The organism is Streptomyces sp. NPDC102270, assembly GCF_044766405.1.
In the GTDB taxonomy this organism is placed as follows: Bacteria; Actinomycetota; Actinomycetes; order Streptomycetales; family Streptomycetaceae; genus Streptomyces.
This window is the reverse complement of sequence record NZ_JBIWLX010000015.1, coordinates 24,622-38,069: the sequence shown is the minus strand read 5'-3', so window position 1 is coordinate 38,069 and position 13,448 is coordinate 24,622. Positions and strand designations below refer to the sequence as shown.

The window sequence follows — 13,448 nt, the reverse complement described above, 5'->3', positions numbered from 1 at the left end:
CCGGTGTCAGGCTCGGCGCTGCCCCAGCACGCAGAACTCGTTGCCCTCGGGGTCCACGAGAGTCACCCAGGACTGCTCGCCCTGCCCGATGTCCGTGTGCCGTGCGCCCAGGGCGAGGAGGCGGGTGACCTCGGCGTCCCGGTCGGTCGGCCGGAAGTCGAGATGCAGCCGGTTCTTGACGGTCTTCGGCTCCGGCACCGGCACGAAGAGCAGCCCCGGCAACCGGTCCTTCTCGGGGCGGATCTCGAACTCGTCGGGGGAGTCCTCGACCACCACCCAGCCCAGCGCCTCGGCCCACCAGCGCCCGAGGGCGGCGGGGTCGGCGGCGTCCACGATGACTTGTTCCCATTCCAAGGTCATTTCGGCAGCGTAGTGAAGACTGGGCTCCGACGTCACCGCAATGTGAGGGAGGCCCCCGCATGACCCGCCCGATCACCGCAGGGATCGACGGAACCGAGGAGAGCCTGGCCGCGCTGGGCTGGGCCGCGCGAGAGGCCGTCCGGCGCGGCGTGGCCCTTCGGGTGGTGCACGCGTGGCGGTTCCAGCCGTACGAGGGGATCGATGCGGGGGACCGGGACACCCAGGCGGGCTGGGCGCGGGAGGCCATGGCCGAGGCCGTCCGGACCGTCACCGGGCGGCACATCGGGCTCGATGTGGACACCGACCTGGTGGAGGGCGGCAGCGTCGACGTGCTGATCGCGGCGGCCGCCGACTCCGAGTCGCTGGTCCTGGGCTCCCGCGGGCACGGTCCGGTGGTGGGCTTCCTGCTGGGCTCGGTGGGCCAGCAGGTGATCGCCGAGGCGACGCGCCCCGTGATCCTGGTGCGGGCCGGGGACCAGGCCACCGCTGAGGTCTCCGGGCGCGAGATCGTGGTGGGCCAGGAGGGGGACCCGGAGGACAGCGCCGAGGTTCTGAGGTTCGCTTTCGAGACGGCGGCGGCACGGGGAGCGGCCGTGCTTGCCGTACGGGCATGGACGCTGCCGCCGGTGTTCGCGTACAGCCCGGGTTCGCTGAAGCTCCTCGACGAGGCCGGCGGGCTGGAGCCGTACGAGAAGAAGGCCCTGGCCGCGGCGCTCCAGCCGTGGCGGGAGCGCTTCCCGGACGTGCCGGTCGTCGAGCACGTGGAGATGGGCAGCGCGGGGCAGGTGCTGCTGTCGATGACCGCCCGGGCTCAGCTGATGGTGGTTGGCCGCCGGGCCCGTCGTACCGCCGTGGGTGCCCGGATCGGTTCGGTCGCGCACGGCGTGCTGCACCACGCGGACTGCCCGGTGGCCGTGGTGCCGCACGCCTGAGGTCAGTCGGCGGTGGCGGGGATGGGCTGGAGCGTCTCCCGGGCCTTGGGGAGGATGTTCGTGATGTAGTCGTCCACCGCCGTGTCCAGGCCGATGTCGTGCTGGGCCCGCTCGGACAGGTACCAGCGGTGTTCGAGGAGCTCGTGGTAGATCTCGGCCGGGTCCATCGACCCGCGCATCTCCGGCGGCACGGCCCGCACCGTGGGCCGGAAGACGTCGCGCACCCAGCGGTGGGCGAGCACCTCCGGGCGGGCGCCGAGCGGATCGCCCGGAGCGTAGTCCTCCTGGGTGGCCATCCAGCTCTCCAGGTCGTTCAGCAGCCGCCGGGCCTGGTTCTCCTCGGCGTCCAGGCCCGTCAGGCGCAGGAGCTGGCGCTGGTGGTGACCGGCGTCCACGACCTTCGGCACGAACGTGACCTCGTCGCCGTTCGGCGCGTGCTCGATCTGCATCTCGGCCACGTCGAAACCGAGGTCGTTGAGCCGGCGTATCCGGCGCTCGATGTAGTGGTACTTGCCCGCCGGGTAGACGGACCTGCGGGTCAGTTCCTCCCACAGGCTGCCGTAGCGCGAGCAGATCTCCATGCCGAACTCGATCGCGTCCACCGAGGGGTGCAGCGCCCCGGAGGCCTCCAGGTCGAGCAGTTCGCCGCTGATGTTCACGCGGGCGAGGTCGAGGTCGTAGTCCCGCTGCCCGGGGCTGAGCTGCGGATGCAGGTCGCCGGTCTCGGCGTCGACGAGGTAGGCGGCGTAGGCGCCCGCGTCGCGGCGGAACAGGGTGTTGGACAGGGAGCAGTCGCCCCAGGCGAACCCGGCCAGGTGCAGCCGGACCAGGAGGACGGCCAGGGCGTCCATCAGGCGGTGCATGGTGGCGGGCCGCATGGTGGTCTCGAACATCGAGCGGTACGGCATCGAGCCGCCCAGATGCCGGGTGACCAGCACCGGCTCCAGCGGGGCCTCCTCGGCGTCGGTGCGCCCGGTGACCACGGCGAGCGGGTCGACGGCGGGGATGCCGAGCCGGTCCAGGTCGCGCAGCAGCTCGTACTCGCGCAGCGCCGGGCGCTCGGCGAGCTCCTTCACGGCGATGACCTCGTCACCGGCGCGGGCGTAGCGCACCACGTGGCGGGATATGCCGCGCGGCAGCGGGACCAGGACCTCCTCCGGCCACTGCTCCAGCGGCAGGTGCCACGGCAGTTCGAGCAGGAGCGCGGGGTGCTCCGGGTTCGTCGCGCTGATCTGCAGTGCCATCGTGCTCTGTCCTCGCCTGGTCGGTGATCGTCACCTCACCTTAGAGCGCGCGGTCCCTGGCCTGAAGTGCCGCTTCACGGACCGGACCACGGTGCACCGGCCCGTGCCCCGGGAGCAGCACCTCGCCCTCCAGTTCCGCGAACACGTCCAGCGACGCGACGGCACGGGCGCGCTCGTGGTGGAACATGTCCGGCAGCAACTGGGGCCCCTTCACCCGTGAGGTGGGGTGACCGCTCACCAGGCCGTCGCCCGAGATCACCACCCCGCGCTCGGGGAGGTGGAAGGCGCAGTGCCCGTCGGTGTGGCCCGGCGTGAACACGGGCACCGGACGGCCCGGCAGATCGAGGGCGCCCTCGGCCGGGAACGGCTGCGGGGAGGCGACCGGCACATGGGCCGTGCCGCCCACCCGGATCGCGTGCACCGCCCACGGCAGCACACCGGGCCGCCAGCCGTTCTTCAGGACCGTGCCGACGGAGACCTGGTGCAGGAACTCCCGCCGCGCGTGCGGCACTTCGGCCTCGTGCAGGTAGACCGGCGTGCCGTAGGCGGAGCGCAGGTACTCGGCGGACCCGAGGTGGTCGTTGTGGGCGTGCGTGACGAGCACGGCGGTGACCGCCTCCGGTGCGCTCCCCACCTCGGCGAGGGAGGCGAGCACCTGCTCCCGGTCCCCGGGGTAGCCGGTGTCCACGAGCGTCGCCGAGCTCCCCTCGGTCAGGATCACCCAGTTGGTGTTGCTGCCGTGCACCAGATAGGTGCCGTCCGCGACTTGCTGCACGCCTGCGCTCATGATCGCCCCACCCGGTGAGTCCCTGCCCGACGGCACACAGCAAAGCAGACGCTCAGGCGATCCGGAGCGGCGGGTACCGGTTCTCCAGCGGTCAACTTCCGGCGGTCAATTCCAGCGGTGGACTTGCCTGTTCAGCCGTACGAACACCACGGGGCCGACGCGCACCCCGGGCCGGGCACGCTCATCCGGGCACGCTCATAGAGACCTCCGCCCCCCGGGGTCCCGGCCCGCCCGCGCCACGGTTTCGTCATCCCGGTCCGCCGCCGCAGCGGCTCGTCGCCGGTCCTCCCCGTCCGGCCCCCGGAGGGACGAGGCTGCCTCCGGCACCGTCCGCCGGAGGCAGCCCCCGCGCGCAGCCGCGGCAGCCGCCTCTCTGCCTCAGTGCACGCCGTGCGGGCGGAACTGGATGCTGATGCGCGGTCCCGTCGCGCGCGTGGACTTCGGTACGGCGTGCTCCCAGGTGCGCTGACAGGAGCCGCCCATCACGATCAGGTCGCCGTGGCCCAGCGGCCGCCGGACCGTCTCCGCGTGGCCGTGCGCCGGCCGCAGCACGAGGTCGCGCGGTGCGCCCACGGAGAGGATCGCGACCATGGTGTCGTGGCTGCCCCCTCGCCCGCCCCGGTCGCCGTGCCAGGCGACGCTGTCCCGGCCGTCGCGGTAATAGCAGAGCCCGGCCGTGGTGAACGGTTCGCCGAGCTCGTCGGCGTAGTGCGCGGTGAGCGCCTCGCGGGCCTCGGTGAGTACGGGATGCGGCAGCGCGTCGTCCACGCCGTAGAAGGCGAGCAGACGCGGGACGTCGACGACGTGGTCGTACATCTTGCGGCGCTCGGCACGCCAGGGAACCTCGGTGGCCAGCTGTTCGAACAGGGCGTCCGAGCCGCCGAGCCATCCGGGCAGTACGTCGATCCAGGCGCCGAAGGCCAGCTCGGTACGGCGGATCCCGTCGAGCGGACCGAGCCGGAGCTGGTCGGTCTGGTCGAAGAGGGAGCCCTGGAGGTGCGCGGTCATGGATCCAGCGTACTCCCTAATCGAAAATATGTTCCATTGGGAAGGGGGATCTGTCGAAAGGCTCGACCTTTCGATACATCGCTGTATCGGATACATTCCTGTATCGAACGGAGGGCCGACATGGCGGTGGAGGAGACGACCAGGCGCGTGACCAGGCGCCGGGTCCGCACACGTGCCAACCTCCTGGACGCGGCCTTCGCGGTGTTCGCCGCCAAGGGCTTCGGACGGGTGTCGATCGAGGAGGTCTGCGAGGCCGCCGGATACAGCCGCGGCGCCTTCTACTCGAACTTCGACAGCCTCGACGAGCTCTTCTTCGCGCTCTACCGGCAGCGCGCCGACCTGATCGCGGACCAGGTCGCCGGGGCCCTCGCCCTCGACGGACCTGGCCTCGACGTGCCGGCCGCCGTCGACCGCGTCACCGAGGTGCTGCTCCTGGACCGGGACTGGCTCCTCGTCAAGACCGACTTCCTGGTGTACGCCGCCCGCACGCCCGAGGTCGCACGGACCCTGCTCGAACACCGGGCCCGGCTCAGGCGCGCCGTCGCCGACCGGCTGGCACGCGCGCGTGGACACGCCGAACTGCCCGCCGTGCTCGTCGACGTCGAGGGCGCCGCCCACGCCGTGGTCGCGGCCTACGACGGGGTCACCGTCCAACTGTTGCTGGACGCGGACGTCGAGCGCGCCCGTGTCTGGCTCAAGCAACTGCTCACCGCGCTGCTCACCGACGGCAGCGACACCACCGTATGAGGGAAGGGACGGTCGCCATGGACGCCGACGTCATCGTCGTCGGAGCCGGGCTCGCGGGCCTGGTCGCCGCGCATGAACTCACCAGCCGCGGCAGGAGGGTCGCGCTGGTCGACCAGGAGAACGCCGCCAACCTCGGCGGCCAGGCCTTCTGGTCCTTCGGCGGACTCTTCCTGGTCGACTCCCCGGAGCAGCGCCGCCTCGGCATCAAGGACTCCTTCGACCTCGCCTGGAGCGACTGGCAGGGCAGCGCGAAGTTCGACCGCGTCGAGGACGAGGACTCCTGGGCGGTGCGCTGGGCGCGCGCCTACGTCGAGTTCGCGGCGGGCGAGAAGCGGTCCTGGCTGGAGGGGCACGGCATCAAGTTCCTGCCCACCGTGGGCTGGGCCGAGCGCGGCGACCTCACCGCCCACGGACACGGCAACTCCGTGCCCCGCTTCCATGTCGCCTGGGGCACCGGCACCGGGGTGGTCGAGCCCTTCGTCGGATACGCCAAGCAGGCCGCACGGGACGGACTGCTGACCTTCTACCACCGCCACCAGGTCGACGAGCTGGTCGTCGAGGAGGGGGCTGCCCACGGGGTGCGCGGCACGGTCCTGGCCGAGGACAACTCCGCGCGCGGTGTCGCCTCCAACCGGGACCGGATCGGCGACTTCGAGCTCACCGCCCACGCCGTCGTCGTCACCACCGGCGGCATCGGCGCCAACCACGACATCGTCCGCCGCTACTGGCCCGAGCGGCTCGGCACCCCGCCCGCCGAGATGGTCACCGGCGTGCCCGCCTACGTGGACGGCCGGATGCTCGACATCAGCGCGGGCGCGGGGGTCCGCCTGGTCAACCGCGACCGGATGTGGCACTACACCGAGGGCATCCAGAACTGGGACCCGATCTGGCCCGGCCACGGCATCCGCATCCTGCCCGGCCCGTCCTCCCTGTGGTTCGACGCCCTCGGCCGCCGGCTGCCCGAGCCGTACCTGCCCGGCTACGACACCCTCGGCACCCTCCGGCACCTGCGCACCACCGAGGACATCGCGGAGCACGACCACTCCTGGTTCATCCTCACCCAGAAGATCATCGAGAAGGAGTTCGCGCTCTCGGGCTCCGAGCAGAACCCCGACATCACCGCCAAGGACCGCGCGGGCTTCCTCAAGGAGCGCATCCTCGGCAAGGGCGCGCCCGGACCGGTGGACGCGTTCCTGCGCAAGGGCGCCGACTTCGTGACCGCCCCCAACCTGGAACAGCTCGTCGAGAAGATGAACGCGCTGACCGACAAGGCCCTCCTCGACGCCGCCTCGATCCGCCGCCAGATCGAGGCCCGTGACCTCCAGATCGCCAACTCCTACAGCAAGGACGCCCAGGTGCAGGGCATCCGCAACGCCCGCCGCTACATCGGCGACCGGCTGGGCCGGGTCGCCACCCCGCACCGCATCCTCGACCCGGCCGCAGGACCCCTCATCGGCGTCAAGCTGCACATCCTGACCCGCAAGACCCTCGGCGGCATCCAGACCGACCTCGACTCCCGCGCCCTGGGCACCGACGGGAAACCCCTTGAGGGGCTGTACGCGGCGGGCGAGGTCGCCGGCTTCGGCGGCGGCGGCGTCCACGGCTACAACGCGCTGGAGGGCACCTTCCTCGGCGGCTGCCTCTTCTCGGGGCGCGCGGCGGGGCGGGCGGCGGCCGAACAGGTCGGCTAGGACTCCAGCAGGCGCACCAGCACGGTGGCGTGGCTCTGCTCCGGCGTCTTCGACGCGGTCAGCAGGGTCACGTCGCCCTGGCCCGCCAACTCCCGGACCCGGTCGAGAAGCCCGGTCGCCCCGGGATCGGCCAGCTCCGCCTCGTACCGCTCGGCGAACTCCTCGTACGAGCCCTCGCCCGCGTGGTACCAGCGGCGCAGTTCGGTCGACGGGGTGAGCGCCTTCGGCCACTCGTCGACGCGGGCCGCCTCCTTGGACAGACCGCGCGGCCACAGCCGGTCGACCAGGACGCGGACGCCGTCCTCGGGCTCGGGGGGTTCGTAGACACGGCGGATGCGCACGCTCACGGGCGGCCTCTCGACGAAGGGGTGACGGCGTCGGGAGAGTACTGCGCAGTCCGGCGCGACTTGACCCGATCAGGGGAGAGTTGCGGGGGAGGGGGCCTTTAGGGTGAAGCTTTGTCCACCCCCCGATCTGTAGGAGAGCACGTGCCGAAGGCCGTCAGACGCACCTTCGTCCTCGCCACCACCCCCCTCGCCCTCACCGCTCTGCTGGGGGCCGCCGCTCCGTCGCCGACGGGCTCGTCCGGGGCGGGAGACCCTTACTTCCCGCTCGCCGGAAACGGCGGATACCACGTCGGCCACTACGACCTGACGCTCCGTTACGCCAGCGGTCATCTCGACGGCAAGGCGGTCCTCTCCGCCCGCGCCACCCAGCGTCTGACCCGCCTCGACCTCGACTTCAAGGGGCTGACCGTCACCGGCCTGACCGTCGGTCACGCCAAGGCCGGATTCCGCCGCGCCGGACAGGAACTCGTCGTCACCCCGCAGCGCGCCCTGCGCAAGGGGGAACGATTCACCATCACCGTGACGTACAAGGGGAAGCCCGGCCCCGTCACCGACCCGGACGGCTCGCTCGACGGCTGGATCCCCACCGACGACGGAGCCTTCGTCGCCGGGGAACCGCAGGGCGCGATGACCTGGTTCCCGGCGAACAACCACCCCACCGACAAGTCGTCGTACGACTTCACGATCACCGTCCCCCAGGGGCGCGCCGCGGTCGCCAACGGCGTGCTTGTCTCCCGGCGGACCACGCACGGGAAGACCACGTTCCGCTGGCGTCAGAGCGAGCCCATGGCCGCCTACCTGGCCACCGCCACGGTCGGGAAGTTCAAGGTGGAGCAGTTCACCACCAGGAACGGCATCCGCGTCTACAACGCCGTCGACCCGCGCGAGGCCGCCGCCGCGGCACCCGTGCTCAAGAAGCTGCCCTCCGTCCTGGAGTGGGAGAGCAAGCTGTTCGGGCCCTACCCGTTCCGGGCCGCCGGGTCGATCGTCGACCACGCCCCGAACGTGGGCTACGCGCTGGAGACCCAGTCCCGTCCCGTCTACGACCGCGCGCCCGACCTGAGCACCCTCGTCCATGAGAGCGCCCACCAGTGGTTCGGCGACTCCGTCTCGCTCACCTCCTGGAAGGACATCTGGCTCAACGAGGGCTTCGCGACCTACGCGGAGTGGCTGTACGCCGAGCAGCACGGCGGCGACAGCGCGCAGAAGACCTTCGACGATCTCTACGCCAGGCCCGCGAGCGACGACCTGTGGGAGTTCCCGCCCGGCAACCCCGGCAGCGGCGGCAACATCTTCGGCACCCCCGTCTACGCCCGCGGCGCCATGACCCTGCAGGCCCTGCGCACGGCCGTGGGCGACCGGGCGTTCTTCCTGATCCTGCGCGCCTGGGCAACCGGACACCGCGCCGGCCATGGCACCACCGCGCAGTTCGAGCGCCTCGCGGAGCGGGTGTCGGGCAAGAACCTGGACGCACTGTTCCAGACCTGGCTCTACGCGGCGGGCAAGCCGAACCAGCCCTAGAACCTGACCAGTTCCTTACAAGTGTCGGCCAGAGTCGTTCCATGATCACACGCAGAACCCATGTCGCACTGCTGGCCGCATCCGTGCTTCTCACCGGATGCGGCGGCGGTGCCGTGGCCAGTACGGACGGCACGCCCACGCCGTCCGGGGAGCCTTCGAGGACCACTCCCGCGCCGGAGATCTCCGTCGAGGTCGCTCCCCAGCAGATACCCGGGCTCGGCCCGAAGACGTGGGCGAAGGTACCGGCCGCCGCCCGGCAGGCCGTCGTGGTCACCGGGCGGGGCCGCGACTCCTCGGCCTCCACCGTGGTCCTCTACGAGCGCACCGCGGCCGGCTGGCGGGCCGGCGCCGACTGGCCCGCGCACAACGCCCTCAAGGGCTGGACCGACCACCACCTGGCCGGCGACCTGCGCTCACCGATCGGCGTGTACACCCTCACGGACGCCGGTGGGCTGCTGAAGGACCCCGGCGCCAAGCTGACGTACGACCGCGGGGTCGGCTTCACCTCGCCCGGCACGGGCTTCGAGGGCGAGCCGCTGGCCGGGTCCTTCGACTACGTGATCGCCATCAACTACAACCGGCAGCCCGGCACTTCACCTCTGGACTGGACACGGCCGCTGGGCGCCGGCCGCGGCGGCGGGATATGGCTGCACGTGGACCACGGCGGGCCCACGCACGGCTGCGTCAGCATCGCCGAGGAGCACATGAAGGAGCTGCTCCTCGCCCTGGACCCGGATCGCCACCCTGTCGTCGTCATGGGCGACGCCACGTCCCTGAACCGCTGAGCGCTTAGGATCCGCCAGGTGTGCGCACATGTGCTGGTCGCCGAGGACGACGAGATGCAGGCCGAACTCATACGGCGGTCCCTGCTCGCGGAGGGCCACACCGCCACCGTGGTCCACGACGGGCGGGCCGCCCTGGACGCTGCCCGGCGGGTCGCCCCCGACCTCGTCGTCCTGGACCTCATGCTGCCGGTGATCGACGGCTTCGGGGTGTGCCGGGTGCTGCGCCGCGACGCCGACATCCCCGTCGTGATGCTCACCGCACGGTCCGACGAGGACGACGTCCTGCTGGGCCTGGAACTGGGCGCCGACGACTACATCACCAAGCCGTACAGCCCGCGCGAGCTGATGGCCCGCATCCGGACCGTCCTCAGACGCAGCGGACGGGGTGCCGTGTCCGACCGGCGCGAGGATCCCGCCGTCCGCGCCGCGGGCCTCGCCGTCGATCCCGTACGGCACGAAGTGCGATGCGACGGGGCGCCGGTGGAGTGCACTCCGGCCGAGTTCGAGATCCTGCTGGCCATGGCCGCCGAACCCGAACGGGTCTTCTCACGGCGCCAGTTGCTGGAGGTCACCCGGGGCACCGACCGCGCCTCCACCGAACGGGCCGTGGACGTGCACATCATGAACCTGCGCCGCAAGATCGAGGCCGATCCGCGCCGCCCGGTGCGATTGCTGACGGTGTTCGGCGTGGGCTACAAGCTCAGCGGCGACCGCGGATGAGTGCACGGACGCCAGTGCAGCAGACACCTCTGCGCCCTCGCATACCGCTGCACAAGCGGCTGCTGGTCCGCCTGCTGATCACGTCCGGGCTCATCGCCGTGTGCTCGGTGGCCGCGACGGCCTGGCTGGCCGTGGCCACCACCACCCAGGCCCTGCGCGAGGAACAGGGGCAGGCGCTTGCCGACGACATGGACGTCCTCGCCGAGCTCAGCGGATACGCGGCGACCCACCCCGACTGGACGAAAGCGGCCGCCACCGTGCGGGAGCTGTCGGCGAGGACCGGCCGCCGTATCGCCCTTACCGCCTCGGACCGCCGGGTCATCGCCGACTCCGCGCCGCCCGGCACCTCCCTGCCCCCGAGCGCGGCCGCCGCCATCGACCCGCTGCACACCGACACCTACAGCGAGCGCGGCGCCCAGATCCCCGGCATCGACCCGCGAGCGGTGGGCCCGTACCGGCTCACCGACGCCGAACGCGTCAAGGTCGCCGCCCTCGCCCGCAAGCGGCAGCTCTGCTTCTCCCGGTTCGGTGTGCAGACCCGCCTGAGCCGTACGCCGAGCGGGCGGACGGTTCTCACCGACGCGGAGACCGGCTCCGCACCCGACTACGTGCCCGACGCCTGCGCCGACGGACTGCTCAACACGCCCACTCCGACGGAGGACAAGGCGCTGAAGGCGGTGAAGGCCCTCGCCCGCGCCTGCCTGACCAAGGCCGGGCTGGACCCGGCGATGGCCGTGCTGCTGGGGAGCGAACCGGTCGGGCTGGACTCGCGCGACCTCCTGGGCGGCAAGCTCGGCACGAAGGAGGCGCGTGCGGTCCAGCCCTGCCTCGACGAGGCCCGCCGTACCCAGCTCGACCCCTATGTGGCACCGGCGGCGGAACTCTTCCTCGGCACCGGGGACACCCCCGCCGTGCTGTTCGACATGTCCCCGGCCAACAAGGCCAAGGTCGTCGGCACGGCGGGTCTCGTGCTCGCCGTCACCGTCGCCGCGACCGCCCTGGTCGCCACCCGGCTGGTGCGGCCGCTGCGCGCGCTCACCGCGGCGGCCCAGCAGCCGCCCGAACTCCATGTGCGCGTCCCCGTCACCACCCGGGACGAGACCGGCATCCTCGCCGTCGCCTTCAACGACCTGACCGAGCGCCGCGAGCGCCTGGAGGCCCAGCGCAAGGCGATGGTCAGCGACATCGCCCACGAACTGCGCAGCCCGCTCACCAACATCCGCGGCTGGCTCGAGGTCACCCGGGACGGTGTCGTGGCTCCCGACCCCGTCCTGCTCGCCTCCCTGCACGACGAGGCCCTCGTCCTCCAACGCGTCATCGACGACCTCCAGGACCTCGCGGACGCCGACGCCGGCACCCTGCGCCTGCACCGGGAGCCGGTGCGCTGCGACGAACTCCTCCAGCAGGTCGCCGCGGCCCACCGCGTCGCCGCCGACGCGGCCCGGGTCGCACTGTGCACCGACGTCGAGGGTGAGCCCTGGCTGGACGCCGATCCGGTCCGGATGCGGCAGGCGCTCGGCAACCTGGTCTCCAACGCGCTGCGCCACACCCCGGCCGGCGGGACGGTCACCCTGACCGGGCGCCGGGACGGCGACGACATCGTCCTGGAGGTCGCCGACACCGGTACCGGCATCGCGCCCGAGGACCTGCCGCACGTCTTCGACCGGTTCTGGCGCGCGGAGAAGTCCCGCAGCCGTCGTACCGGCGGCTCGGGCCTGGGCCTGCCCATCGTCCGCCACCTGGTCGCGGCCCACGGCGGAACGGTCGGGGCGGCGAGCGAGCCCGACACCGGCAGCGTCTTCACCCTGCGGATGCCCGGCGGCCCGGCGCCCTCGCCGGACGGCTGATTCCCCACGTGGCGTGCGGGTACCCCGTATGCCCGCGGAGAGAAAGGGAGGTCGGGTCATGACCGTGGCGGACGGGATGCCGGTGGTGCGGACACTCGCTGAACTCGCGGCGCTGACCGGACGGCACGAGCGGTTGTACGTCCGCTGGTCGCGCGGTCCCGAGGTGGATCTGGCCCGCGCGTCCAGCACCGACGAACTCACGGGTCTGTCCCTGCCGGGACTGTCGGCGAACCCGCTCGACGTCGAGGACTGGTGGCAGGGGCGGCCCGTGCAGCTGTGGGTGGCCCGGCGCCTGTACGACTACTCCCATCTGCCGCACGAAAGGGGCCCCGGCGTACGCCCCTGGGTCCTCCAGGGGCGTGAGCGGGGCCGGGGGCCGGACAACGAACCGCTCGTCGCGGACGTGCGCCCGATGTGCTGGATCGACGACCAGGTGATCGACGAGGCACGGACCGCAGTGGACGGGCAGGAGACCCCCTGGGGCCCACTGCGCCGCACGGGCCGCTGACCGGGCCAGGTGGTCGGCCTTTCGCGTAGACCGGGCCTGCCTGGTCGCCTACCCCTGTGCCGGCCGAGTCCGGTGGTCGGTGGTCGCGTTGACCTGACCCGGTCGCCGCCCTGTGCCGGCCGAGTCCGGTGGTCGGCCCCGGCGTTGACCTGGCCCGGTCGTTGGTCCTTGCGTCGGCCGGACGCGGTGGTGTGCTTGTGCGTTGGCTGGGTCCGGTAGTGGGCCCTGGCGTGGAACGGGCCCGGTCGTCGGCCTCTGTCCGGCCGAGTCCGATGGTCGGCCATGACTCGGTCTCCAGCCCTTGTGCCGGCAAGACGCGGTGGTGGCTTGTGTGCCGGTGGGGCCTGGTGGGCCTGTGGGTTGACCAGGCCCCGGTGGCCGACCTGTGGCGTTGACCGGGCCACGTCGCCTACCTCGGTGTCGGTCGAGTCCGGTGGTCGGCGTGGTGTTGACCTGGCCCGGTCTCCAGCCCCTGCGCCAGCCGGACACGGTCGTGGCTTGTGTGTTGGCCGGGTTCGGTGGTGGGCCTGTGGGTTGATCGGGCCCGGTGGTCGGCCTGTGGCGTCCACCGGGCCCGGTGCGTCCGTTCTTGTGCCGACCCAGGGTGGTCGGCGGACCCGTGCTGAACGGACCCGGTCAGCCGGCCCTTCTCCGCGCGGCCGCGCGCCGGGCGAGCGACCGGCGTTCCGTCTCACTGGTGCCGCCCCAGACGCCGATGCTCTGCCCCGTGTCCAGTGCCCACTGCAGACACTGCTCCTGGACGGGGCAGCGCCGGCAGACCGACTTGGCCTGTTCCGTCTGGACCAGCGCGGGGCCCGTGGTGCCGATCGGGAAGAAGAGGTCCGGGTCCTCGCGGCGGCACGCGGCATGGGTTCGCCAGTTGTCCATCGATAGTCACCTGCGATCGAAGTCGTACGTGCCCTCGTGCATGCATTTACTCGCTTTCGGGTG

At 72.0% G+C, this 13,448-nt stretch carries 14 protein-coding genes; 8 read left to right on the top strand and 6 right to left on the bottom strand.

Annotated features, from left to right (window positions below; all coding sequences use genetic code 11):
- Positions 1-6 precede the first annotated feature (6 nt).
- Positions 7-360: a VOC family protein gene (locus tag ACIRP7_RS30095; protein WP_403665589.1), complete on the bottom strand. Its 354-nt coding sequence runs from the start codon at positions 358-360 to the stop codon at positions 7-9.
- A gap of 59 nt (positions 361-419) precedes the next feature.
- On the opposite strand from ACIRP7_RS30095, the gene ACIRP7_RS30090 reads away from it, so the two are divergent.
- Positions 420-1,292 (top strand): universal stress protein, encoded by an 873-nt coding sequence (locus ACIRP7_RS30090; RefSeq protein ID WP_403665587.1) that lies wholly within the window; start codon positions 420-422, stop codon positions 1,290-1,292.
- A 2-nt stretch (positions 1,293-1,294) separates the two neighbouring features.
- Here ACIRP7_RS30090 and ACIRP7_RS30085 read toward each other — a convergent pair whose 3' ends face one another.
- From ACIRP7_RS30085 to ACIRP7_RS30075, 3 genes are all read right to left on the bottom strand, one after another.
- Positions 1,295-2,536: a DUF4032 domain-containing protein gene (locus ACIRP7_RS30085; RefSeq protein WP_403665586.1), complete on the bottom strand. Its 1,242-nt coding sequence runs from the start codon at positions 2,534-2,536 to the stop codon at positions 1,295-1,297.
- 40 nt (positions 2,537-2,576) lie between these two features.
- Positions 2,577-3,323, bottom strand: a complete 747-nt coding sequence (locus ACIRP7_RS30080; RefSeq protein WP_403665585.1) for an MBL fold metallo-hydrolase — start codon at positions 3,321-3,323, stop codon at positions 2,577-2,579.
- 378 nt (positions 3,324-3,701) lie between these two features.
- The gene (locus ACIRP7_RS30075; RefSeq protein WP_403665583.1) at positions 3,702-4,331 is read right to left on the bottom strand and encodes an alpha-ketoglutarate-dependent dioxygenase AlkB family protein; all 630 of its coding nucleotides are present in this window, start codon (positions 4,329-4,331) and stop codon (positions 3,702-3,704) included.
- 120 nt (positions 4,332-4,451) lie between these two features.
- Between ACIRP7_RS30075 and ACIRP7_RS30070 the strand changes: the two genes are divergently transcribed.
- Positions 4,452-5,078 (top strand): TetR/AcrR family transcriptional regulator, encoded by a 627-nt coding sequence (locus tag ACIRP7_RS30070; protein WP_403665581.1) that lies wholly within the window; start codon positions 4,452-4,454, stop codon positions 5,076-5,078.
- Positions 5,079-5,095: 17 nt separating this feature from the next.
- Positions 5,096-6,769, top strand: coding sequence for an FAD-binding dehydrogenase (locus tag ACIRP7_RS30065; RefSeq protein WP_403665579.1), 1,674 nt, complete (start codon positions 5,096-5,098; stop codon positions 6,767-6,769).
- Here the strand turns inward: ACIRP7_RS30065 and ACIRP7_RS30060 are convergent.
- Positions 6,766-7,116, bottom strand: coding sequence for a DUF488 domain-containing protein (locus ACIRP7_RS30060; RefSeq protein WP_403665577.1), 351 nt, complete (start codon positions 7,114-7,116; stop codon positions 6,766-6,768). The genes ACIRP7_RS30065 and ACIRP7_RS30060 overlap by 4 nt on opposite strands.
- 141 nt (positions 7,117-7,257) lie before the next feature.
- Here ACIRP7_RS30060 and ACIRP7_RS30055 point away from each other — a divergent pair, with 141 nt between their 5' ends.
- Genes ACIRP7_RS30055 through ACIRP7_RS30035 form a run of 5 tightly spaced genes read left to right on the top strand, consistent with a single transcriptional unit; the run spans position 7,258 to position 12,497 of the window.
- Entirely contained in the window at positions 7,258-8,637 is a 1,380-nt protein-coding gene (locus ACIRP7_RS30055; protein ID WP_403665575.1) for a M1 family metallopeptidase, read from the top strand.
- A 41-nt stretch (positions 8,638-8,678) separates the two neighbouring features.
- Positions 8,679-9,422, top strand: coding sequence for a L,D-transpeptidase family protein (locus tag ACIRP7_RS30050; RefSeq protein WP_403665573.1), 744 nt, complete (start codon positions 8,679-8,681; stop codon positions 9,420-9,422).
- An 18-nt stretch (positions 9,423-9,440) separates the two neighbouring features.
- Positions 9,441-10,142: a response regulator gene (locus ACIRP7_RS30045; RefSeq protein WP_403665571.1), complete on the top strand. Its 702-nt coding sequence runs from the start codon at positions 9,441-9,443 to the stop codon at positions 10,140-10,142.
- Positions 10,139-11,989: a sensor histidine kinase gene (locus ACIRP7_RS30040; RefSeq protein WP_403665569.1), complete on the top strand. Its 1,851-nt coding sequence runs from the start codon at positions 10,139-10,141 to the stop codon at positions 11,987-11,989. Before ACIRP7_RS30045 ends, ACIRP7_RS30040 begins: the two co-directional genes overlap by 4 nt.
- 58 nt (positions 11,990-12,047) lie before the next feature.
- A complete protein-coding gene (locus ACIRP7_RS30035) occupies positions 12,048-12,497 on the top strand; it encodes a DUF6098 family protein (protein WP_403665567.1) in 450 nt (149 codons plus the stop codon).
- Positions 12,498-13,133: 636 nt separating this feature from the next.
- Here the strand turns inward: ACIRP7_RS30035 and ACIRP7_RS30030 are convergent.
- The gene (locus tag ACIRP7_RS30030) at positions 13,134-13,385 is read right to left on the bottom strand and encodes a WhiB family transcriptional regulator (protein WP_403665565.1); all 252 of its coding nucleotides are present in this window, start codon (positions 13,383-13,385) and stop codon (positions 13,134-13,136) included.
- Between the last annotated feature and the right edge of the window lie 63 nt (positions 13,386-13,448).

What these genes read in the sequence shown, in the direction of transcription:
- ACIRP7_RS30095 (WP_403665589.1), bottom strand. Translation starts at nt 360, where the DNA reads ATGACCTTGGAATGGGAACAAGTCATCGTGGACGCCGCCGACCCCGCC.
- ACIRP7_RS30090 (WP_403665587.1), top strand. Translation starts at nt 420, where the DNA reads ATGACCCGCCCGATCACCGCAGGGATCGACGGAACCGAGGAGAGCCTG.
- ACIRP7_RS30085 (WP_403665586.1), bottom strand. Translation starts at nt 2,536, where the DNA reads ATGGCACTGCAGATCAGCGCGACGAACCCGGAGCACCCCGCGCTCCTG.
- ACIRP7_RS30080 (WP_403665585.1), bottom strand. Translation starts at nt 3,323, where the DNA reads ATGAGCGCAGGCGTGCAGCAAGTCGCGGACGGCACCTATCTGGTGCAC.
- ACIRP7_RS30075 (WP_403665583.1), bottom strand. Translation starts at nt 4,331, where the DNA reads ATGACCGCGCACCTCCAGGGCTCCCTCTTCGACCAGACCGACCAGCTC.
- ACIRP7_RS30070 (WP_403665581.1), top strand. Translation starts at nt 4,452, where the DNA reads ATGGCGGTGGAGGAGACGACCAGGCGCGTGACCAGGCGCCGGGTCCGC.
- ACIRP7_RS30065 (WP_403665579.1), top strand. Translation starts at nt 5,096, where the DNA reads ATGGACGCCGACGTCATCGTCGTCGGAGCCGGGCTCGCGGGCCTGGTC.
- ACIRP7_RS30050 (WP_403665573.1), top strand. Translation starts at nt 8,679, where the DNA reads ATGATCACACGCAGAACCCATGTCGCACTGCTGGCCGCATCCGTGCTT.
- ACIRP7_RS30040 (WP_403665569.1), top strand. Translation starts at nt 10,139, where the DNA reads ATGAGTGCACGGACGCCAGTGCAGCAGACACCTCTGCGCCCTCGCATA.
- ACIRP7_RS30035 (WP_403665567.1), top strand. Translation starts at nt 12,048, where the DNA reads ATGACCGTGGCGGACGGGATGCCGGTGGTGCGGACACTCGCTGAACTC.
- ACIRP7_RS30030 (WP_403665565.1), bottom strand. Translation starts at nt 13,385, where the DNA reads ATGGACAACTGGCGAACCCATGCCGCGTGCCGCCGCGAGGACCCGGAC.